Annotated in this window: 22 protein-coding genes; 6 read left to right on the top strand and 16 right to left on the bottom strand. The window is 70.5% G+C overall.

What is annotated here, in order from left to right:
• Window positions 1–15: 15 nt before the first annotated feature.
• Window positions 16–471 (top strand): nucleoside-diphosphate kinase, encoded by a 456-nt coding sequence (locus ACIQF0_RS37070; RefSeq protein ID WP_360044666.1) that lies wholly within the window; start codon window positions 16–18, stop codon window positions 469–471.
• 13 nt (window positions 472–484) lie between these two features.
• On the opposite strand, the gene ACIQF0_RS37065 is transcribed toward ACIQF0_RS37070, so the two are convergent.
• From ACIQF0_RS37065 to ACIQF0_RS37030, 8 genes are read right to left on the bottom strand one after another with little or no spacing between them, the layout of a single operon-like run.
• Window positions 485–1093 carry a 2OG-Fe(II) oxygenase gene (locus tag ACIQF0_RS37065; RefSeq protein ID WP_401037682.1) on the bottom strand — a complete coding sequence of 203 codons (609 nt, stop codon included), beginning with the start codon at window positions 1091–1093 and terminating at the stop codon, window positions 485–487.
• On the bottom strand, window positions 1090–1584 hold the full coding sequence (locus tag ACIQF0_RS37060; protein ID WP_360044672.1) for a hypothetical protein: 495 nt from the start codon (window positions 1582–1584) through the stop codon (window positions 1090–1092). Before ACIQF0_RS37060 ends, ACIQF0_RS37065 begins: the two co-directional genes overlap by 4 nt.
• Window positions 1581–2585 carry a GNAT family N-acetyltransferase gene (locus tag ACIQF0_RS37055; protein WP_401037678.1) on the bottom strand — a complete coding sequence of 335 codons (1005 nt, stop codon included), beginning with the start codon at window positions 2583–2585 and terminating at the stop codon, window positions 1581–1583. Before ACIQF0_RS37055 ends, ACIQF0_RS37060 begins: the two co-directional genes overlap by 4 nt.
• Window positions 2582–3289 (bottom strand): tyrosine-protein phosphatase, encoded by a 708-nt coding sequence (locus tag ACIQF0_RS37050; RefSeq protein ID WP_401037675.1) that lies wholly within the window; start codon window positions 3287–3289, stop codon window positions 2582–2584. Before ACIQF0_RS37050 ends, ACIQF0_RS37055 begins: the two co-directional genes overlap by 4 nt.
• Window positions 3290–3294: 5 nt before the next feature.
• The gene (locus ACIQF0_RS37045; protein ID WP_401037672.1) at window positions 3295–4446 is read right to left on the bottom strand and encodes a hypothetical protein; all 1152 of its coding nucleotides are present in this window, start codon (window positions 4444–4446) and stop codon (window positions 3295–3297) included.
• Window positions 4447–4457: 11 nt separating this feature from the next.
• A complete protein-coding gene (locus ACIQF0_RS37040; protein WP_401037670.1) occupies window positions 4458–5090 on the bottom strand; it encodes a hypothetical protein in 633 nt (210 codons plus the stop codon).
• Window positions 5074–6186: an aminotransferase class I/II-fold pyridoxal phosphate-dependent enzyme gene (locus tag ACIQF0_RS37035; RefSeq protein ID WP_401037667.1), complete on the bottom strand. Its 1113-nt coding sequence runs from the start codon at window positions 6184–6186 to the stop codon at window positions 5074–5076. Before ACIQF0_RS37035 ends, ACIQF0_RS37040 begins: the two co-directional genes overlap by 17 nt.
• Window positions 6183–7514, bottom strand: coding sequence for a B12-binding domain-containing radical SAM protein (locus ACIQF0_RS37030; protein ID WP_401037664.1), 1332 nt, complete (start codon window positions 7512–7514; stop codon window positions 6183–6185). Before ACIQF0_RS37030 ends, ACIQF0_RS37035 begins: the two co-directional genes overlap by 4 nt.
• Window positions 7515–7819: 305 nt before the next feature.
• Between ACIQF0_RS37030 and truD the strand changes: the two genes are divergently transcribed.
• From truD to ACIQF0_RS37015, 3 genes are read left to right on the top strand one after another with little or no spacing between them, the layout of a single operon-like run.
• Window positions 7820–8845, top strand: a complete 1026-nt coding sequence (truD, locus tag ACIQF0_RS37025) for a tRNA pseudouridine(13) synthase TruD (RefSeq protein ID WP_401037662.1) — start codon at window positions 7820–7822, stop codon at window positions 8843–8845.
• On the top strand, window positions 8845–10170 hold the full coding sequence (locus ACIQF0_RS37020; protein WP_401037660.1) for a hypothetical protein: 1326 nt from the start codon (window positions 8845–8847) through the stop codon (window positions 10168–10170). Before truD ends, ACIQF0_RS37020 begins: the two co-directional genes overlap by 1 nt.
• 26 nt (window positions 10171–10196) lie before the next feature.
• Window positions 10197–10877, top strand: a complete 681-nt coding sequence (locus ACIQF0_RS37015; RefSeq protein WP_401037657.1) for a 2OG-Fe(II) oxygenase — start codon at window positions 10197–10199, stop codon at window positions 10875–10877.
• Here ACIQF0_RS37015 and ACIQF0_RS37010 read toward each other — a convergent pair.
• From ACIQF0_RS37010 to ACIQF0_RS36995, 4 genes are read right to left on the bottom strand one after another with little or no spacing between them, the layout of a single operon-like run.
• Window positions 10843–11424 (bottom strand): hypothetical protein, encoded by a 582-nt coding sequence (locus ACIQF0_RS37010; RefSeq protein ID WP_401037655.1) that lies wholly within the window; start codon window positions 11422–11424, stop codon window positions 10843–10845. The genes ACIQF0_RS37015 and ACIQF0_RS37010 overlap by 35 nt on opposite strands.
• On the bottom strand, window positions 11412–12491 hold the full coding sequence (locus ACIQF0_RS37005) for a hypothetical protein (protein ID WP_401037653.1): 1080 nt from the start codon (window positions 12489–12491) through the stop codon (window positions 11412–11414). The genes ACIQF0_RS37010 and ACIQF0_RS37005 overlap by 13 nt, the downstream gene beginning before the upstream one ends.
• Window positions 12488–13489 (bottom strand): hypothetical protein, encoded by a 1002-nt coding sequence (locus ACIQF0_RS37000; RefSeq protein ID WP_401037651.1) that lies wholly within the window; start codon window positions 13487–13489, stop codon window positions 12488–12490. The genes ACIQF0_RS37005 and ACIQF0_RS37000 overlap by 4 nt, the downstream gene beginning before the upstream one ends.
• Window positions 13477–14259 carry a helix-turn-helix domain-containing protein gene (locus tag ACIQF0_RS36995; protein WP_401037648.1) on the bottom strand — a complete coding sequence of 261 codons (783 nt, stop codon included), beginning with the start codon at window positions 14257–14259 and terminating at the stop codon, window positions 13477–13479. Before ACIQF0_RS36995 ends, ACIQF0_RS37000 begins: the two co-directional genes overlap by 13 nt.
• Before the next feature lie 934 nt (window positions 14260–15193).
• On the opposite strand from ACIQF0_RS36995, the gene ACIQF0_RS36990 reads away from it, so the two are divergent.
• Complete coding sequence (locus ACIQF0_RS36990; RefSeq protein ID WP_401037646.1) at window positions 15194–16153, top strand: hypothetical protein; 960 nt, start codon at window positions 15194–15196, stop codon at window positions 16151–16153.
• 23 nt (window positions 16154–16176) lie between these two features.
• On the opposite strand, the gene ACIQF0_RS36985 is transcribed toward ACIQF0_RS36990, so the two are convergent.
• The 3 genes from ACIQF0_RS36985 to ACIQF0_RS36975 form a co-directional block, all read right to left on the bottom strand.
• Window positions 16177–16764, bottom strand: a complete 588-nt coding sequence (locus ACIQF0_RS36985) for a TetR/AcrR family transcriptional regulator (RefSeq protein WP_401037644.1) — start codon at window positions 16762–16764, stop codon at window positions 16177–16179.
• A 9-nt stretch (window positions 16765–16773) separates the two neighbouring features.
• Entirely contained in the window at window positions 16774–17493 is a 720-nt protein-coding gene (locus ACIQF0_RS36980) for an alpha/beta fold hydrolase (protein WP_401037642.1), read from the bottom strand.
• Between the two features lie 191 nt (window positions 17494–17684).
• Window positions 17685–17864, bottom strand: a complete 180-nt coding sequence (locus tag ACIQF0_RS36975; RefSeq protein ID WP_401037640.1) for a hypothetical protein — start codon at window positions 17862–17864, stop codon at window positions 17685–17687.
• A gap of 214 nt (window positions 17865–18078) precedes the next feature.
• On the opposite strand from ACIQF0_RS36975, the gene ACIQF0_RS36970 reads away from it, so the two are divergent.
• Window positions 18079–18216, top strand: coding sequence for a hypothetical protein (locus ACIQF0_RS36970; RefSeq protein WP_401037637.1), 138 nt, complete (start codon window positions 18079–18081; stop codon window positions 18214–18216).
• Window positions 18217–18638: 422 nt separating this feature from the next.
• On the opposite strand, the gene ACIQF0_RS36965 is transcribed toward ACIQF0_RS36970, so the two are convergent.
• Window positions 18639–19382 carry a class I SAM-dependent methyltransferase gene (locus ACIQF0_RS36965; protein WP_401037634.1) on the bottom strand — a complete coding sequence of 248 codons (744 nt, stop codon included), beginning with the start codon at window positions 19380–19382 and terminating at the stop codon, window positions 18639–18641.
• Window positions 19383–19957: the final 575 nt, after the last annotated feature.

Genomic DNA, 19957 nt, shown 5'->3' with positions numbered 1-19957 from the left:
TCAATCAATGGGCGAATGTCCTACTCGGCTTTCTTCCGCGGGCCGGCAGGTCTCGCCGGCTCCGGCCACGCCCTGGTGAAGCCCGATGGCGTGCGCCGTGGGCTGTCGTGCACCGTGCACTCGCGCCTGCTCGACGACGGTCTGGAGGTCCAGCGGGTCGGCACGCTCTGGCTGACCACGGACACCGCCGCGCGGTGGTACCCGGACAAGCTCGACGAAGCAGACGGCCCGCTCACCCTCGAGTACCTGGTGAGCGGGCCGATGCTGTTGCTCGCGGTGCTGGGCGAGGACGCGCTGCGCCGCACCGGAGCGGTCAAGCGCGCCATCCGGACGGAGTTCGCGACCGACGAACGCCACAACGTCATGCACTGCCCCGAAACGGTGGGGGAACGCGACCACGAGCGCGCGGTCTTCGTGACCGCCCTGGGACGACGAACGGGGTGGACGCCGTGGAAGGCGTCCACCCCGTGACTGTCGTGACGGATCAGTCGTGGTGGAAGACGACCTGTGCGGAGAGGCGTTCACCGCCTCCCGCGCGGCCACCCTTCGCCACCGCGTGCCACGAGTTCTCTCCGCGCACCAGGATCACGCTGCTGCCGAGCTCGGGCGCCACGCGCTCGCGCACGTCACCGACCGAGGAGGAGCCGAGCAGCAACAGGTCGCCGCCCCCGTCCGACGGCCAGTCCCGGTTGAAGTAGAACACCTGCGTGACGACCTTGTTCTGCTTGTCCACGTGAGGGTCGAGCCAGCTTTCCTGGTCGTAGCGCCACAGGTTGACCTCGATCCGCAGCCCTTCCAGCGACAGGCCGGTGAGCCGCTCGACGTTCTCCCGGTAGGCGGTCCCGACGACGTGGCCGAGGAACTCGTCCCACGGCTGCGGCAGGTCGCCGGCCGCGGCGGGATGCAGCCCGCGCACCCGCATCGTGTACGACTTCTCGCCCCCGGCGCGGCCCACTTTGGTGAAACCGTCCTCGGGGAAGGTCTTCAGCAGCAGCTCCGCCCACTCCGGCGCCAGCGTCTCCGTGACGTGGTACCAGGGGAACGGGTCCTCGCGCCGGGCGGCGGAGGTGAAACGAACCAGGTCGGCGGTCATGACACTCCTTCGATCACATCGGACGTGGACTGCGGCCCCCTGGCCGCCAGCAGTGCGGGAACGCGGTGAACGAACTCCTCCAGCTCCTCGGTGCCGATCGCCCGCCCGCAGTACTGCTCGCGAACGCGCGCGACGGCGGCTGCCGGTTCGGCGCCCAGCGCGATGTCGAGTGACGCGAGCACGCTCCCGGTCCGGCCGTGCCCGGCGAAGCACGCGACCTCGACGGTGGCACCGCCACGCAGAGCGAGCACCACGTCCGCGAGCCGCTCGACCAGGACGTCGACGTCGTCCGGTGCGCGCAGTTGTTCCCACGGCACGAACCAGCGGTTCCTCGCGTCGGCGTGGCCGTACCAGCGTTCGTCGAGGTACAGCCCCACGTCCGCGGGTTCGGCCGAGGCGGCGCCGCGGCGGCGTTCCTCGGAGTCGAGCGAGGTCGCCCAGACCACGAACGGTCCGACCCGGTACTCGGTCCTCCAGTGCCTGTCCTTCATCTCCTGCCGCTCCTCCCGGCGCCGGGAATCCAGTACCCCGCGCTGTGGTGTTCGGTGGGGCCGAACCCGGTCTTGAACCGCGTGACGGACGTGCCGGGATGGGTGTCGCCGAAGCTGAACCAGGCCCCGCCCTCCGCACAGGCTTGTTCGATCGCGAGGGACACCAGATAGGGAACGGCGCACGAGCGCGCGGCGATCTCCTTGTCCATCGCGCTCTGCCAGTAGGTGACGTGCGTGCCCTGGTGCAGCATCATCGTCACGGCCACCGGCTCTCCGCGCAGGCTCGCGACCCACAACCGGCACGCCGGGCCGAGGTGGCGGACGACCGCGGCGAACTTGCGCGGCGGGTTCCTGCGCCTCGCCTGCCACCTCGCCCTGACCAGCGGCACCCCGTCGCGCCGCGCCCAGCGGTCGACCGCCTGCCGGTAGAACCGCTCGAACAGCGGCAGGAACCGGCCGGTGTCGTCCACCTCGACGTCCAGTCCCGCGCGTTCCGCCCGGCGGACGTCGTTGCGCCGGGCCGAGGTGTAGCGGTGCTTCCACACGTGCCCGAAGCCGCCGGACAGTTCCAGGACCTGCGTCATGCGGGGGTTCGCGACGGCGGCCGGCGGCAGCACCGCGCGCCAGACCGCGTCGTCACGGGGGTCCGGGCGCAGGTAGGTGGACCGCACCGGCTGCGCCATCAGGTCGCGGACGACCACGTCGGCCTTGTCCTCGCACAGTTCGCCGTAGGAGAGCGCACCGCCGATCCCCCAGCCGAGCGGCCAGGACGACTGCTCCGCCATCGCCGCGGGACGCAGCCTCCCCCGCACCAGCGGCACGACCAGGCTGGTGCCGTCGTCCCACCGGTAGAGGCGGCTCACGTCCCTGCCCCGCCAGGCGCCGCAGACCGCGTCGCGCCACTGCGGGGTCTGCGACACCGGCGTTCCGGCGACATCGTGGTCCACAATGGACTGCCAGACGTCACGCGGCGCCGGACTCACGATCTCCGGCGCGGTCACGACAGCACCCCGCGAAGGCGTGCGACGTCCGCCGGCGCGGCACCCGCGGCGACCAGCGCGGCCTCCGCGCCGCCGTAGGTCCGCCGCATCCAGCTCAGCCACTCGATCGCGGTCTTGGGGCTGGTGCGCATCCGGCCCAGGTAGTCCTCGCGGCTGTGCCCGCGCCGGATCCACTTGTCCTGGAACCGGTCCACGTTCGCGGCGAGATCGGCGGCACCGGCCGCGTAGTCGGCCGCGATGTCCTCTTCGGACGCGTCCGCGAGCGCGAGCGCGAGCATCACCGCGACCCCGGTCCTGTCCTTGCCGAAGTGGCAGGTGAGCAGGAACGGCTCGGCCGCCACCTCCGCGAGCCCCGCGACCAGCGCGGCCCACCGGCCGGGCGCCGAGGACGTGAGGATCGCCCGCAGGTACTCGACACGGTCGCCGACACCGGGCCTGCGCGCGGAAACCGACTCACGCGGATACCCGTCCAGCGGCAGGGAAAGCCACCTCACCCCGGCGCCGACCAACGCGAGCGGCGGGCCGTAGCGGTCGATCTCGGCGGGAGAACGCAGGTCGACCACCGTGCGCAAACCCAGCTCCGCCACCAGGTTCTCGGACTGGGCGGCGGTGAACGCCGTGCTGTCACCGGAGCGCAGCAGCCGTCCCCCCGGTACTCCCCCGGCGGCGACGACGCGGAAGTTCACCCCGCCCACCTCCGTCACGCCGGTCACCTCGGGCCTCCCGGCAGACCGGCGGCACGGGTCACCTCGGCCCAGAACGCCGGGAAGTCGGCGTTCACGTCCGGCCCGTACCGCACCCGCACGACCGGCAGGCCGCGCAGTTCGGCCAGCACCCAGGCTCTGGTGTCGCTTTGCGCCTTCGTGGGCGGAAGCAGGCCGAGGTAGTCGGTGAGGTCGCGCAGGGCGTCGTTGGTGATCTCGTGCTCGCCGCACCACTCGTCGCCGGTGGCGTCCTCGATCCGCCAGCCCTTCTGCCGGAAGTCCGCCGCCGGCAGGATCACAGCAGCCGGTTGGACCCCGGTCACCGCGTTGATCCCCGCGTACTCCACGAACTCGTCCATGTCCACGTGGATGCGCCGCCGGTCGCCGAGCGCCCACGACGTCACCTGGCCGGAGAGGGGGATCTCCGGCTGGCCCGGCCGGCGCAGTGGCGCGGCCGCGAACCTCGGACCGCTGGGATGCTCCGCGAGCACCGCGACGCTGATCGCGACCCTCTTCGGCCATCCCGAGGTGACCAGACCGCCCGCATCGCCGGTCCAGGTCGCCACTGTGTCGTCACTGACGAAGTCGTTGCCCGCCAAGGTGCTCGCGAGGAACGAGAGGGTGGACTTCCCGCTGTTCTTGCGGCCCATCAGCAGCACGGCACGGCCGTCGACCGAGACCGACGAACCGTGGTGCATGGGCACCCCGGCACCGACGAGCTGCGCCCCGACCACGAAGCGCAGGAAGCGGACGACCGCGCGCAACGTCGGAGCGCCGAGCCCGCCGTCGATGGTCAGGTGGATGTCGCCGCTGCCCGGCCGGGTCGAGACCAGCATCGGTTCCGAGTCCGGCTCGCTGTCGCGGACCAGCACGGTGCGGTCCGGGTCCTTCTCCAGCACGACGAACCGGGGTCCGTCGCCGTGGATCCACATCTGGGGCAGCCTCGCCAGCGAGTCCTTGGCGGGCAGCCCCAGCCCCGGCTGCCGGGTGACGTGGACGCGCACCTGTGCGTCCAGCGACGTGTCGTGGACCGTCACGTTGGGGCTGAGGGCGCTCGTGGCCATCAGCTGGATCTCCGGCAGGTCGGTGTGGACGTCGATCCGTGCCGTCAGGCAGGACAACGCGAACACCGACCTCGTGGACGGCGGTGCGGACATGGTTCTTCCCCTCATCGTTTCGGTGGTCGCGCGACGCAGTCGCAGGGCACCAGGCCTGGTCCGGCAGTGGCGCCCGGCCGCGGCGACGCGCTGATCGCGGACGTCAGCTCGGCCAGCACCCGCTCGGCCCGCGCCGGGGTCCGGCACACCACCACGCGCCCGGCCGCCGCGCTCAGGACGGGCCGCATCGAGGCCAGGTCCTTCCGGCGGAACGCGAGCACCTTGCCCAGCAACGCCTTCAGGTCGCGCACGTACGGGTCGGCGGTGGCACGCAGGCGCCGCGGCAGGTACTCCTCCGCGCTTCCCCGCCGCAGGCGCACGCTGCGGCGCAGCGTGCGCCACGCGCACAGCAGCGGGTGGTAGTCGAGCAGCACCACCAGGTCCGCCCGTTCCAGCCGGAAGCCCGCCGTCGGCGCGTAGTTGCCGTCGATGATCCACTCGGGCTGTGCCGCGAGCCGCTGGACGAGTGCTCGCCACCGCGGCTCCGGCGTCCGGCGCCAGCCGGGCCACCAGTACAGGTCGTCGAGGTGGAAGAGCGGCGGGCCCGCGGCGGCGAGCCGGTGGCAGAACGCCGACTTGCCGCTGCCGGGGCTGCCCAGGACCGCGATGCGGCGGGGTACCGGGACGTCAGCGGGGATGGCCATCGTCGTCCACCTCGGCGAGGGTCGCCGCGACCAGACTCATGGTCGCGGCGTCGGTCATCGACACTCGCAGGCATCCGGTGAGACCGGGTAGCCCGTCCAGGGCGCGGATCCGGAAACCCCTGGCACGCAGGAACTCCGTGACCCGCGCCGGTGCGTCGGGCGAGCCCGTCGCCAGGGTGACGAAGTTGCCGCCGGGCCGTAGCGCGGTCCAGGCCGGATGAGTGCGCAGGACGCGGGCGGCGAACTCGTCCCTGATCGCCGCCACGTCGCGCCAGACGCGGGCGAACTCGTCCGCCCGGTCCAGCAGTCCGCGCAGCAGTCCGATGGCGGGCCCGGACACGGGTCCGGCGGGGTGGAAGGCACCGAGCTGCGCCGCGATCGACTCGTGCGCGAACACGGCGGCGATGCGCGCCCCCGCCAGCGCGAAGGACTTCGAGTAGGACCGGACGACGACGAGCCGGCGGAACCTGCCCAGCAGATCGACGTGGGTCGTCGAGGTGTAGGCGCCGTAGCACTCGTCGACCACGAGGAGATGGCCGTGGGCCTCCGCCGCCTCGGCCAGTTCCACGATCTCGTGCCGGGACAACAGCAGACCGCTGGGGCTGGCCGGGTTGGTCACCGCGACGACGCGAGGAGGGCTCGACCGCATCGCCGCGAGCAACGGCGCGCAGTCCAGCGCATGCCGCGGCCCGGTGAGCTGAGGAACGGCGGCCACCGGCACACCGCGCAGCGTCGCGTAGTACCGCCACGCCTCGAACGACGGCTCCGGCAGGATCAGTCCGCCCGCCGCCACGGCGAACGCGTCCACCAGCAGGCCGATCGCGAGATCCGATCCCGCGGTCAGCACGAGTTCCGGCTCGTCGACGCCGTGGTAGGCCGCGAGCGCCGCGAGCAGGTCCCGCTGCTGCGGGTAGCTCCGCACGAGCCCGGTCCGCAGGTCCCGCACCGCGTCGCGCACCAGGCCGTCCGCGACGGGGTGCTGGAGCTCGCAGCTCTTCAGGTTGACCAGGCCCGGCGTGTCCGGTCGCGGCGGACGGCGCAGGCCGCGCGCTCCCGGTACGACGGGGAAGGACGTCGCGGCGAGCCGGCCGGTCATCGCTGTGCCACCTCCCGCTTGCGCGGAACGTTCTCGTGCACCGCGGTCAGCCGGTCCTCGCGGCCGAAGAGGAACGAGTACAGCTCGGCCCTCTCCGCGGGATCCCCGGCCGCGGCGATGAGCTGACGGTTGTACCGGCTGATCTCGAGCGGGGTCATCGCCGGGTGCAGGTCGTGGAACGGCGCGTACATCGTCGGACGCACGCGGGCGCCGACCTCACGGGCGACCTCCACCGTGCGGCGGATGCCTTCCGGCGTGGTGCCGGGCAACCCGACGATGACGAACGCGTTGAGCTCGATCCCCGCCGCCACGCACCACTCGGACAGCTCCCGGAAGCGTTCCTCCTCGGTGCGCTTGACGCGCGGCAGGCTGCCGTGACCGTCGGACTCCAGCGTCTCCAGGCCCACCGAGATGCGCACGCACCCGGACTCCCCCATCAACCTGACGAGGTCGGCGCTGAGGTGGCGGACGGTCGTGGCGCACTTCCACTTCGGCGAGACCGGGCCCGCGATGAACCGCCTGCACAGTTCCTCGGTCCACTTCCGGTCGAGCGTGAACGTGGGCGCGTAGAACGCGACGTACTCGAACGGCGCGACGGCGAAGCTGCGGCCGATGTACTCGACGACCTGGTCCACGGACAGCCGGCGTTCACGAAGGCCGAAGATCTGCGGGACCTCGCAGAACGAGCAGCCGATCGGGCAACCCCGTGCCGCGGTGACGACCAGTTCGCGCCGGAAGGGGATGCCGCAGAACTTGTGGTCGTCGCGCGCGTAGAGCCGGTCGTAGGCCTCGTAGGGGATCTCGCTGATGTCGGGCAGCGCCCAGTCGTCGGGCTGCAGCGCGTCCCCGGCGACCGTCGGCACCTGCCACTCTTCGCCGGTCCTGACCGCGGTGCCGGGCAGCGCTCCGGTGGGCCCGCCGGCGGCGACCGCGCGCACGAAGTGGGCGACGCCAGCCTCGTAGTCGCCGGACCGCACGATGGCATCCAGGTCGTAGTTGGCGAAGTAGCCCGGGTTCATGCTGCTCAACCTGCCGAAGGTGATCAGCTTCGCGGCGGGCGCCAGCTCGCGGGCGTACATCACGAAGCGGTCCAGCCCGTCGACGGCGTCGAAGTCGTTCATCACCGCGATCACGTCGTAGCGGCCCTGGTACAGCAGGTCGCCGACGGCCTTCCAGTTCATGTTGAGCACGCCCGCCTCGCACGTGTCGACGTGCTCGACCTCCGGCATCCGGCGCAGATAGCCGGCCACGCCGAACAACGGCGTGTGGTGGCCTGCGTTGAAATAGCTGGGCACGTGCGGCGGCCACACGACGAGAACCCTGAGCATGCCCACTCCTTCGCTCACTCCTACCGAGGTTTCGCCGTCATCGTCGGCCGTTCCGGCGCGCCGATGGGCCGCGGTTTCTCACCACGGAATGATTCGGCGCCCGGTTTCGCGGTGCGGAATGCGGCGCGACAGAGGCCGGCACGGGCTCGTACGGTCGAGGCGAACCCGGCGGAGTCCACTTCGGACGGAGTGAAGCGCGATGCCACCCATTCCTGACCGGCGTCCATCGGAGGCCCAGGAAGACCACTGCGCAGTGATACCCCGGTCATGGACTTCGCCGGTTTCCCAGCCATAAGGAGAACCCGATGCATTCCGCAGTGCTCAAGGCCGTGCCAGAGGACTTCGTCGTGAGCGAAGCCGCACTGCCCTGTCCCGGCTCCGGTGACGGGGGCAGGTACGAGTACCTCCGGCTGCGCAAGCGGGGGTTCACCACCTTCGAGGCGATCGAACGCGTGGCCGCCGGGTTCGGCGTGCCACGATCGGCGATCTCCGCGGCGGGACTCAAGGACGAGGACGGAGTCACCGAGCAGACGATCTCCCTCGACGGCACCACGACCCCGCAGGCGCTCGCGGCGTTCAACGAGTCCACACAGGACGGATCGCGATGGGTCACGGTGTCCCCGGCCGGCCGCGGTGACCGCGCCGTCGAGATCGGCGAGCTGGTGGGCAACGTGTTCGCGCTGACCCTGCGCGACCTCGGCGAGGATCTCGTGACCAGGCTGCGCGACGAGCGCACGATCGACCTGTTCTTCGTGAACTACTACGACACCCAACGCTTCGGCGTCCCCGGCGGACCGAAGCAGACGCACCTGATCGGCGGCGCGCTGCTCGCGGGCGACCACGACACCGCGTTGGAGCTGGTCCGTGCGTCCGGCTCGGCGGAGGGCGAGAAGGCGTTGAGGCACGAGGGCGACGGTGAGTCGTTCTTCGCCGGACTCGACCAGCGGATCGTGTCCTTCTACCTGTGCTCGCACTCCTCGTTCACCTGGAACAACCGTGTGGCGGAGCTGGTCGCCACGACCGCAGGTGACCAGGCCGTGCCGACGACCAAGGAAGGCATCGACTTCCTGCTCCCTACGAGCCCCGGCGCGGTCCTAGCGCTGGCCGGCGAGCAGCGGTCGGCCTGCTACGACAAGTACCGCTGGACCGGCGAAGCGATGCGGCACACGGTGTCCCGCCGCCGCACGGTCGTCCAAACGGAGGTGACGGTCACCTCGGCGGCGCGGGACGAGCTGTTCCCCGGCCGGTGGCGGGCCGGGCTATCGTTCTTCCTGCCGTCCGGCTGTTACGCGACGAACGCGGTCGCCCAACTGCTCCTGCAGGTGACGTGATGCACTGGGACGTCACGGGGGACCTCCTCGGCGAGTGCGGGCCGATTCGGCTCGGTGGCTTCAAGCACCTGCTCGCCCCGGTGCTGGCGGCCGCGGCGATGTCCGACCGGCCGTGGTCGGTCACCAACGTGCCCGACATCAGGGACTCCCACATGCTCGCGGCGATGTTGCGCGACGCGGGCGCGGAGGTCGTCCTGGACACCACGACCCGGTCGATGACGGTCGACGCGCGATCGCTGACGCGGCATCGGATCGACTCCAGGTGGTCCACCCAGGTCCACGGCGGCACCTACCTGCTGCCCGCGCTGCTCGCGGCGACCGGGCGTGCCGAGTCGGGGGCGCACGGCGGCTGCCAGATCGGCGGCGGCAGCGGCAAGCGTCCGATCGCCCACCTGGCCGAGGTGATGAGCCGCTTCGGTGCGGTGTGCGAAGTGGACGGTGACGCGGTCACGGCGACCGCGCCCGCCGGTGGGCTGCGCGGCACCGAGATCGACCTGGCCGACTTCGCGGAGGTCGAGCCGGTCAGCGGCACGCTGACCGGGCCGCACTACTCCGGCGCGAGCAAGACGGCGCTGTTGCTGGCCGCCGCGGCCAGGGGAACCACGGTGCTGCGCAACCCGTACCCGAAACCGGACACCGTCGAGCTGGCCAGGATTCTCGGCGCGCAGGTCGAGCGGGACCTGATCGTCGTGGAGGGCGCGGGCGGCCCGATCGGCGCCGCCGCGGCGCACCTCCCGTCCGACCTCATGGAACTCGTCACGTTCGTCGCGATCGCCGTGGCGGCCCGCCGGGCCGTGCGACTTCGACTGGACCGGCCGGAGCTGGTGCGCGAAGGGCTGGCACCGGAACTGGGCCACCTCGCGGAGATGGGGGTTCCACTGCGCTGGGACGGCGACCTGCTGGACGTCGAGGGCGCTCACGAGATCCGGCCCGCGCGGATCGTCGCCGCCTCACACCTCGCCTACAGCGACGCACAACCGCTGTTCGCCCTCATGCTCTCGCGAGCCACAGGACCGTCGGTGCTGACGGATGCCGTGTGGCACAACAGGTTCGGCTACGCCGACGGTCTCGGCAAACTGGGCGCCGACCTGACCGTGCGTGGCCACGCGCTCGAGGTGCGCCCGAGCACGCTGCGCCCGAGTGGAGAGGACCTCCGCGCCGGTGACCTGCGCGCGGTCGCGACCGTGGTCCTCGGCGCGCTGGTCGCCGGCGGGCGGCACCGCGTGCACGGTGTCGAGCACATCGGCCGCGGTTACGAAGGCCTGCCGGAGAAGCTGACGAGGTTGGGCGCGCACATCGAGACGTCCGAACGCATCGCCGCGTGACCACACATCCCGTTCGAGGAGGGACCATGACCCACACCACCGGAACACCCCTGATCGACTGGACCGCCGTGCGCGACGGCGTGCTCGCCGAAGAACCGTTCGGCTGGTGCCTGATCCGCGACACGTTCGACCCCGTCACGGCGGCGGCGATCGAGGAGCAGTTCCCGAGCGAGGGCTTCGTCGTGACCGAGCGGCCGAGCGGCACGCCCGGTGCGAAGGGCTACCGGACCCACAACCTGCCCCTGGTCACCGCGGGCAGGCTGGACGAACGGGCGGCGAGCCTGCTGACGCCGTTGTGGAGGGCGCTGCTGGACGACCTGCGGTCACCGGAGTACCGCGCCGCGGTGACCGCGCTGACCGGACGGGACGTGACCGGGTGCGAGCTCGAGATCCGGGCCGTCCGCTACCCGGCGGGAGCGTGGATCGACCCGCACACCGACCGGGCCGACAAGGTCGTCACGCAGACCTGGTACTTCAACAGCGACTGGTCGCAGGAGTACCGCGGCCAGCTCCTCGTCCTGGGTTCCGACGACGTGACGGACGTGTGGACCGAGGTGCTGCCCGGCGCGGGTGACTCGGTCGTGCTGTGCCCGTCGGAGAACTCGTGGCACGCGGTCGCCCCGGTGGCGGACTGCACACCCGTCGACCGCAGGGTGCTGCTGCTGCACTTCGTCAGGCCTGGGAACGCGGAGCCGTCACCGCGGTGAGCACCAGCGCCACCACCCCGGCTTCCGGCAGCGGGGTGCCGAACCGGCAGAGAACGGTCACCGCGAGCAACGTGAGCGCCTGGGGACCGTGCTGAAGCAGGCGGCGCAGTAACACCGTTCTCATCTGAACGGCGCCGTCGGCGGCGATGACTCCGGACAGCGTCTCGTGCCGGTGCAGGAGAAACGCGGTCAGGCCGGGGTCGGCCACCTCCGGTTCGGTGGCCGCGCGGACGATCCTGCGCACGGCACGGGACGCGTCGGCCCCGGCCGGGGAGAGAGGTGGCTCTGGGTGGGAGGGAACGATCAGCAGCAACGGCAGGAAGGCGGGAACGAACACGACACCCACGAACCCCGCCGCCGCCAGCCGCAGCACCCGGTCGGCCACCAGCCCGCCCGGCGTCCGGCGCGGCGCGGTCGCCAGGCAGGCGACGCACAGGACGAAGAGCGTGAGGGCGAGCACGCCACCGCCCGACAACGCCCAGAACGCGGCGAGACCGGTGGCCGCTCCCGCCGTCAGCCTCAGCACGTCCACGATCATCGCGGCCATTCGACCCGCACGTCCTCTCGTCGCCGCCATTCCTCCAGCACGGCCGCGAGAAGACCCTCGGGCTCGGCGGCCAGCAGCACTCGTCGCGTCCCCAGCTCGATCCGCGCGCTGACCCTGGCGGCGAGCACGCGGTCCCAGACGCACCGGCCGACATCGCATCCGCCGTGGAACTCCGCCGACAGCACCGTGTTCCACCCGTGGTCCAGTGCGGTGACCACGTCCTCAAGCCCGCACAGCTCGATGGTGATCGGCACGCGCCGCGCCACGTCGTCCGGCGCGCAGGCCGGCAGCACGTTCTCCGCGACGGTGGCGAATCCGAGCCGGGGCTGGTCACGCGGAACGACGAGCGCCCGCGGACCCGAGGTGCAGGACTGGGACGCCAACGCCGCCACGTCACGGATCTGGCGACGGGCGGCTACGGCGAGGGCGACGCCGGACAGGGGCGAGGTCGCGACCGCGAACGCCGACCTGGCGGCCAGTACGGCTGCGAGGAGGTTCCACGCCGACGAACCCGCCGACACCACGAGCACGGCGCAGCCGGCGGTGAGCAGCACCACCACTCCCCGCCGCCGTGCGTCGAAACGCGTTGCCGCCCACCAGCTCGCGGCGTCACGGGCCACCGGGATCGGCCAGGCCGCGACCACGCAGAGCACGAGCACGGCGACCGCGGCGACGGCTCCCGAGACCGTCAGCGTGACGAGCGCCAGCACCACCGCGCCCTCCGAGAACGCGACGGCCAGGACGGGCCAGGCGCTGCCGGGTTTCGGTTCCGAGCGGATGGCGACCCCGGCCGCGGCGTGCACGGCGTGCCGCAGCGGCCCGTCCGGCTCGATCCGCACTCCCCTGGCCGCGATCCGCCGCATCTCGGTCAGCAGCCGCCGCCGGGCGGTGCGGTTGACGCTCCTGCCCAGCAGCCGCGCGCGAGTGTCGCGCCACTCCGCCAGGACGGGACCGCAGATCAGTGCCAGCACACAGCAAACCCAGGCCTGGTGAACCGCGAACACGACCGCGGCCACCGGCGCGAGCGCCGCGGACAGCCCGGCCGCCACGACGGCGAACACCGTCATCTCGCCTCCCTCAGACGTGCGAGCGCGTCCTTGGCGGCGTGGCTGCGCGGGTCCCAGCGGAGCCGGAGCACCGGACGGGTGGCGGCGAGCAGAGCGAGCGCGTGCGCGGCCTCGTCTCGCTCGGCGGTCCAGCCCGCGTCCGCGGGCACCCGGTGCCGCAGCAGGAGAGCGGGAGCCTCCCGCGGTGAGACCCGCTCGACCACGGGCGGACCCGGTTCCCTGACCACGTGCACGAAGGTGTCGACCTCAGCCGCGTCGGCCGTGCCGACACCGATGAGGTCGCCGATCTCCCGCTGGGTGAGCACGACCTTGTCCACGCGCACAGCGTCCGGCCGGACGAGTCGGGCGGTCCTGACCCTGCCGGTGGCGCCCAGTGCGGCCACGGTGCCCCACCCGAACCGGGGCGCGATCGCCGCTCCGACCGCGGTACCACCCGGCAGCACCACGGTCCGGTCACCGGCGATCAGCTGTCCGCCGGACCTGGCGAACCACACCGCGAGGGTCGACTTGCCCGCGCCGCCGTCTCCGCAGAACACCGTTGTGCCGGAAGGGTTCGTCGCTGCGGCGGCGTGCAGTGTCACGCCGCCGGCGCGCACCAGCTCGTCGACGATCAGCGCGCGGAGGAGGATCTCGGGGAGTCGTGGCGTCCGCCGTCCTCCCGCCGTGACGACCGACCAGCGATCGTGGGCGTGCCGGACGAACGCGTGTGCGGGCAGGTCCCCGCTCTGTTCGGTGACCCAGGCACGGCCACCGTCGACATCGCGGTACCAGGTGTCCCGGATGCGCACCGGCCCGCGCTCGGAGGGCCGCGCGGCCAGGAAACCGAGCTGCTCGTCGTCACGGACCGACCGGACACCGGCGAATCGCCGGAGCAGGGACGATGAGAGCGTGCTCACGTGCAGATGCGCGTCGACCCACGCGAGCTCGGTCTCGTCCGGGCTGTCGAACCGGAAGCTCAACGGTCCCCACGCCGCCGTGACGGACATCAGCTCGCCCATTCGAGGTCGGCGGTCTCGCTGAGCGAGCGGCCGAGCGAACCGGCGGAGGCGAGGAGCACGGGGGCGACCCGGCCGACCTCGCACCCCGGTGCGGTACCGGCGACGGCGAGAGCGGCGACCGCGCCCGCGCCGGGGATCAGCACGGGACACGCGACGGCCAGCACCCGGCCGGGCACCTGTCCGTGTTCGACGGCTGCGTAGCCCAGAGACCTGATCGTCCTGATGCGACGGATCCAATCGGCGTCGCGCTGCGCGGTCACGCCAGCCGTACTTGCCGGGTGGTCGAACGCGGAGACCGCGGACATCGCGGCGTGGGCAGCGATCCGTTCCCGGCTCCGCTCCTCCCCCGGCGCCGCATCGCCCGCGCCCTGCTCACCGAACCGGTCGAGTTGCACCACCCCTCTGCCCTCGCGGATGAACAGGTGGGCGGACCCACCGGTGAGCCCGCTCGTCCTGACCAGCAGCGGTACCGCGGCGTCGCGCAGCACGCGGTGCCGGACGACCCGGGAACCGAGCACCGAGCACCGGGCACCGAGCCGCAGGTCGCGGCCACTGCGCTCCAGCAGGCCCCACTGCACCAGTTCAGCGACCAGCCGGTGCGCCGTCGGTTTGGAAAGACCGGCGCGCTGGGAAAGCTCGGTCAGGGTGAGAGTGGCGTCCGCCGGACCGAAAACGCAGAGAATCGCGAGCGCCCGCGAGAGCATCGATCGCTTGGGGCCACTGTCGAATCGGCCCCCCACCGCGGCAATGGACGCGTCCTGAGTGAACATCACGCCACCTCTCTTCTCACGGGAACATCCGACGTCGCGGTCACGACCCGAACGGGAAGCAGCCGGGCAAACGAACCCGCACATTCGTGCAATTGCGCCAGCGACCGAAGCCGGTGACCGGTTGCGAGACTCGATCGACCCGCTTTCCGTGGTCGCCATCACCTTCAATCGTGTCGGCACCCGTTCCCTCTCCAGTACCTTCCCGATCCCGAAAGACGACCCGCGTGATCACGCGGAAGCGTCGACTCAACCCTTTCCACCCGAAAGGCCAGGACAACGACGCGAACTACCCTGAAAGGCGCATGCCGGCGCCAGCATTCGCACGCGGAGAACACGCATGCGCACCTCGCCGTCAATCGCCGACCCAAGGGCGGAAACGTGAATTTTCGCCCTATTGGTTTCACGAAATGGCGATTGCCACTCGGGATTTCGTCGCTGGCCGAACATGCCGGGAATGGCCTGTTTGAACCTGCTGTGGCGGGAATGTCCGATGTGCTTGCTACACGAAGGGGTTCAAGTCCCGTGTCCCTCACACCGACTCGGCAATCGCAAGATCTCCGCCTGGGTGGCGATCATCGCGGCGGTACAAGTGGCTGTAGCTCAAAGCGTGCTGCACGGCTGGACTGGCCTGCCCCCTGGGAAACAGCCGCAGTCAACGTCCTGAACCGGGACCGTCCCAGATCTGCGATCGGGATGACTACCGCCGATGGTGCCGACCGCCACCGTTGATACCCCTTTCGGACTAGGCCCTCGACACCGGATTCCGGTGAAAGCAGGCAATCACGATCAACGGGTCGTCGGCTCGCGGCGCTTGGTGTACGGCTTGTCCGGTACGAGGGAATGGCGGAGGGTCGTGATGGCGAGTTCTGGGCGTTTCACCTGGAATGTTGTGCGGTTCTCGGTTTTCACAGCGATCGGCGCGCTTTGTCTGGTCATGGGGATCGGGTTGATCCGGGTCCTGGCGACCAACGCGTCGCACGCGCGGGCGACTGTCGAGGTCGTGGGCCAGGTGGTCGACGGGTACCGGCCTCCCGACGAGGAGGCCCTGGTCGTGTGGAACGACCAGGAGGGGCACGAGCAGACGACGTGGTTCGAGCTGGACGAGCCCGAGCAGTGGGCGCCGGGACGTCCGTTCCGCCTCCGGTACGACCCCGACGAGGGCAACCCGGCGGAGAGAGGGCCGTACCTGCCGGCGTTGGACCGGGAGGCGGTGGTGTCGGCGGAAGCCGGCGCTCACAACGCCGACGAGGCCGCGGGGTGGGACTTCTGGTGGCCTACCGCGGTGATCGGCGCGCTGGTGTTCCTGGTGCTGCTCGCCTGGACCGTGCGCGGCCGGCTCAACCGCTCGGCCGCAGCCGGGCGTTCCGAGCCGATGCGAGTGGTGGTAGCCCGGGGTCACAGCGACAACCTGGGCGCCAACAGGAGCATGGCACTGCTGCTCGCGCCCCCCGAGGCCCTGCTGGAGCCGGAGGCGCTGGCTGCGCTGCCGGCTTTGCCCCGTGTGGTTCCGGGAGCGCGATGGCAGCGCGTTTACTGGCACCCCGCGCTCGAGCGTCTCACCCCAGGCCAGGAGGTGACGGCGCGACTGAAGGACGGGTTCGGCGCGCGTGCCGTGATAGAGCTCGAGCCGGACGTCCGCGTCTGGCCCGCGGGAGGGCTCCGTGCCAAGTCGCGCTGGGGCATCGTCTACACGATGCGGCACGCCCGTTCGCGTCCCCGCTGGGCCGAGTCGCCGCGCCCACCGCTGGTGGTGTGGCTCGTACCGATTCCGGCAGGCGTGTTCGGCGCCGCGCGCGGACACTTCCTCGCCGACGCCCCACTGGTCGTCCTGGGGCTGCTCATCATCACCACGTTCTTGTGGGCCTGGTACACCCCCGCTCCGGCGGAGGACTGATCGACGCTACGAGGTTCAGCCGGCTAGCGGGAGCGCAGGCCGTTGACGAGCACCCGCACGAGGTGGCGAGCGTCGTAGCGCAACCCGTCGCCGGCCTTCGCTCCGGCACAGATGCTGCCCACCGCGCGCATCAGCTCGTAGGCGTCCTGTCCCGCAACGATCTCGCCGGCTTTCGTGGCCTCGGCCAGCAGCCGCGTGCACACGGGTACGAGGTGTTCGAGGAAGTAGTCGTGCAACGGGTCGTAACACGGCTCACTCGACTGCAGCACGGACGCCAGGCCCTGTTTGGTGATCACGAAGTCCACGAACTGGTCGATCCACTTCGTCAGCGCCTGATGAGGATCCGGTTCGCTCGCGAGCAGCGCGGGTCCGGCGGCGCGCAGCGAGTCCACCTGAGACCGGTAGACGGCCAGGATCAGATCGGCCCGCGTCGGGTAGTGGCGGTAGATCGTGGCGGTGCCCACCCCGGCACGGGCGGCGATCTCGCGGATCGGGGCTTCGACCCCGGAGGAGACGAACACCGCGGCCGCTGCTTCGAGCACGCTCCCGGCGTTGCGCAGCGCGTCGGCTCGCCTCGGAGTCCGCGTCGCCGCACAGGGAGAGTCGCTCATCGCCTCATCCTATCGACCGGCTCCCACCGTCGAAGACAGGTCGAGCAGCATCTTGGACAGCTCGTCCGGAACCGTGATCATGCAGTCGTGACCCGACACCAGCTCGCGCACATCCGCGGGCTCGCCGTTCGGTTGCACGGCAGGCACGGGGCGGGGTTCGACGCCTTCCGGCTTCGGCGTGCAGTGGATGTGGGTGCGCGGGATCGCGGCCAGAGCCGGGTTGTCCATCGTGACCGTTTCGGTCAGGCATCGCGTCGTCTGGTCGGACACCATGGTGCGCAGCCAAGCGATGTCCGCGGGTTCGGTCAGGCCGAACAGACCGAAGGGCTCCTGCGGCGGGGGCACCCTCCAGCCGTCGCCGAGCATGCCGCGGGCGGCCGGCAAGGCGTCGAGCGCGCTCTCGCCGTGCTCGGGGACCATCGCGTCGAGGTAGACGAGGCGGGCGATCCGCTCCGGCACCTCGTTCGCCACGCCGGAGATCACCATGCCCGCGTAGCTGTGCCCGACCAGCACCACCTCGCGCAGGTCCTCCTCGACCAGCAACCGCACGACGTCGTCGGTGTGCGTGCCCAGGCCGGTACTGGGGCTCAACAGATGCCTGGTCTCGCCGTACCCGGTCAGCGTCGGCGTGAACACCGCACTCCCGTTCGCCGCCAGCCGCGGTACCACCTTCGACCAGCACTGACCGCTGTGCCATGCACCGTGCACCAGCACGTACGTCACCGGCATGATCTCTCCTCGCACTAAGTGGGACGTTGTCCCGGCAAGAATACGGGACAACGTCCCACTTAGTCGAGGCAGCGGTGGTCACACGTGTTTCAAGAACAAGCAGGACGACTGCGAGAAGGTCGTCCTCAAGCCCTGAGGCACCAGACGAGTCCTGCCACCGAGGCGAGCAGGCACGGTGGCCGGCCCCGGCGTCACTCGCGCAGCATGTCCAGCACCGCCAGTGACCGCTTCACCGCGGTGTTCCCACTGACCTGGCAGGGTTTCGACCCCGTCCGGCTCGCGTGTCGCTCGGCCCGCACGAGCGCTCTCAAGCCCGCGGTGCCGAGGAACGTGGCTTCGCACAGGTCCACGATGATCGTCCCCAGTGCCATGCGGTTCGATCGCGTGGACCAGAAGGTCCACAGTGGATGTATCGATCTCCCCGCTCAAACGGATCACACGGACTTCGGTCGTACTCGCGACGCGAACCACCATGCTCACCTCCACCAGATCTTCGAGGTGAGGTAGTCGTGCACGGCCGACGCGAGCACCACCACGACCAACGCCAGGTACAGCGTGGAGATCCCCAGCACCAAAGTGAGCACCGTGGTGAGGTTGTACAGCCGTGCCGCCCGCGCCGACGTCGTCGCCTTCGAACGCGCGGTCGTCGCGTTGCCCGAGGTGGTCTCCTCCGACAGCGCCTTTTCAGTGGTGCACGACAACTTCGGCAGTCGCGACCCCTGACCGTGTGGGGTGCCAAAACTAGACCTGATGGTCTGACCTGTGCCCCAGGCTGCCACGGGTTCGTACTCGTTGATCAAGCCGCCAAGCACTCGCCGACGACGTACGGATCTACAGCCTGGGTCGGCGATCGGGTCGTGGCGGAGAGTGGTGCAGCGCTTGGTGCGGTCGCCGCTGGTTGTAGTGGGAGACGTACCGGTTCACCACTGACTCCAGGTGCCACTCGTAAATGAGCAGCAGCCGACGTCAAGAAGGCAAAGTTCGCGTCCGAGCTAGTTTGCGGTCCGCCACACGTTCTGCCTGAAGTTGGCGCGTTCTCAACAGCCGCGTTGGTTCCATGCCAACGGCCTGTAGCCCCTGTACGCAGCCTCAAGGTCAGGGCAAGCATGCCGCGACCTTGCGGCCACCCATGTGCCACGCCGTGGTCAGGCGGCCTCCAGGACGAAGAACATGAAGCTCAGGAAGGCCCCGGAGGGGAACCTCGCCATCTCGTCGGGAAAGAGTTCGTGGGCTTCCGGCGCCGGAGGCGGCTCGCTGATGACGGCGGTGCGGAAGCCTGCTGCGGTGAAGGCATCGGTCATCGCGTGCAGCGGCCGGTGCCAGTAGGTGAGCACGGCCATCTGGCCGTTGAAGTCGTACTCGTCGGACCACTTGGTGGTCGCGAAGTAGTCAGTCTCGCGATGCACCATCTTGAGGAGGATGGGGTGGTTGACGACCACGATCAGCCGGCCACCGGGCTTCAGCACCCGCCGCAGCTCAGCCAGAGGTGCGGTCCAGTCCTCCAGGTAGTGCAGCACCAAAGCGGCGACGGCGTCGTCGAACGCGCCGTCGGGGTACGGCAGCGGGCCCGTTATGTCGGCGACCCGCAGGTCCACGTCGTCGCCGAGCCGCTGCCGGGCCAGCTCCACCATCTTGGCGCTGCGGTCGAAGCCGCTCACGACGGCGCCCCGATCACATAGCTCCGCGGACACAGGACCAGCACCGCAGCCGGCGTCGAGAATTCGTCGACCGGCCACGTCGCCGGCCAGGTCCACGATCGCGGGCCGGACGTAGTAGGCGTTGAGGAGGCTGGTCTCGTTCTCGGCCGTGTACGCCTCGGCGAAGCCGTCGTAGTCGTTCTCCACGGCCACATCGGCGATGACGGCGGAGCTCTCGGGAATGGCAGGCATATTTCCCATACTGCCCAGTGATCAATCAGGGCGCCAGGAGATCATCTCCCTCGCCAATCGCCCGCTTGGGCAGCGCGCTCCCGTCAGCCCAGGTCAACGCCGATTGCACTGGATGCTCTGTGGATTGTCCAGGAGCCGTGTTGGTGTGCTGGAAACCTGCCGGGACAATGCCGCGGTGCCGAACTTCGATCTTGTCCCCGGAGGCGCTCCACCGACGCTGAATTCGGAGTTCGAGGTCGCGTTTGCGACCCACCTAGTACTCGCCGCCGACGCACGGACCTACAGCGTGGCTCTGCGATTGGATGATCGGTCGCGGTGGGGTGTGGTGTCGCGCTCGGTGTGGTCGTCGGTGGTTCTAGTGGGACACATAGCGGTTCAGCACAGACGTGTGGTGACGCTCGTTGATGATGAGCAGCCGGTCAGTGAGCTCGCGTCTGATCGGCGCCGGCCGTGACATTCCGGGCCACCTCCGCGAAAGACGGGCGTGGACCCCACCGACGAGGCCCTGTTCCGACTCAACAGGGCACATCTCACCAGCCAGACGGAGGATCTCGTCCGGATCGTCGTGGTCGCGC

The organism is Lentzea sp. NPDC092896, assembly GCF_044754905.1.
GTDB lineage: Bacteria > Actinomycetota > Actinomycetes > Mycobacteriales > Pseudonocardiaceae > Lentzea.
Note: the sequence above shows the minus strand (reverse complement) of the source record. Positions and strands in the feature narration are given on the sequence as shown.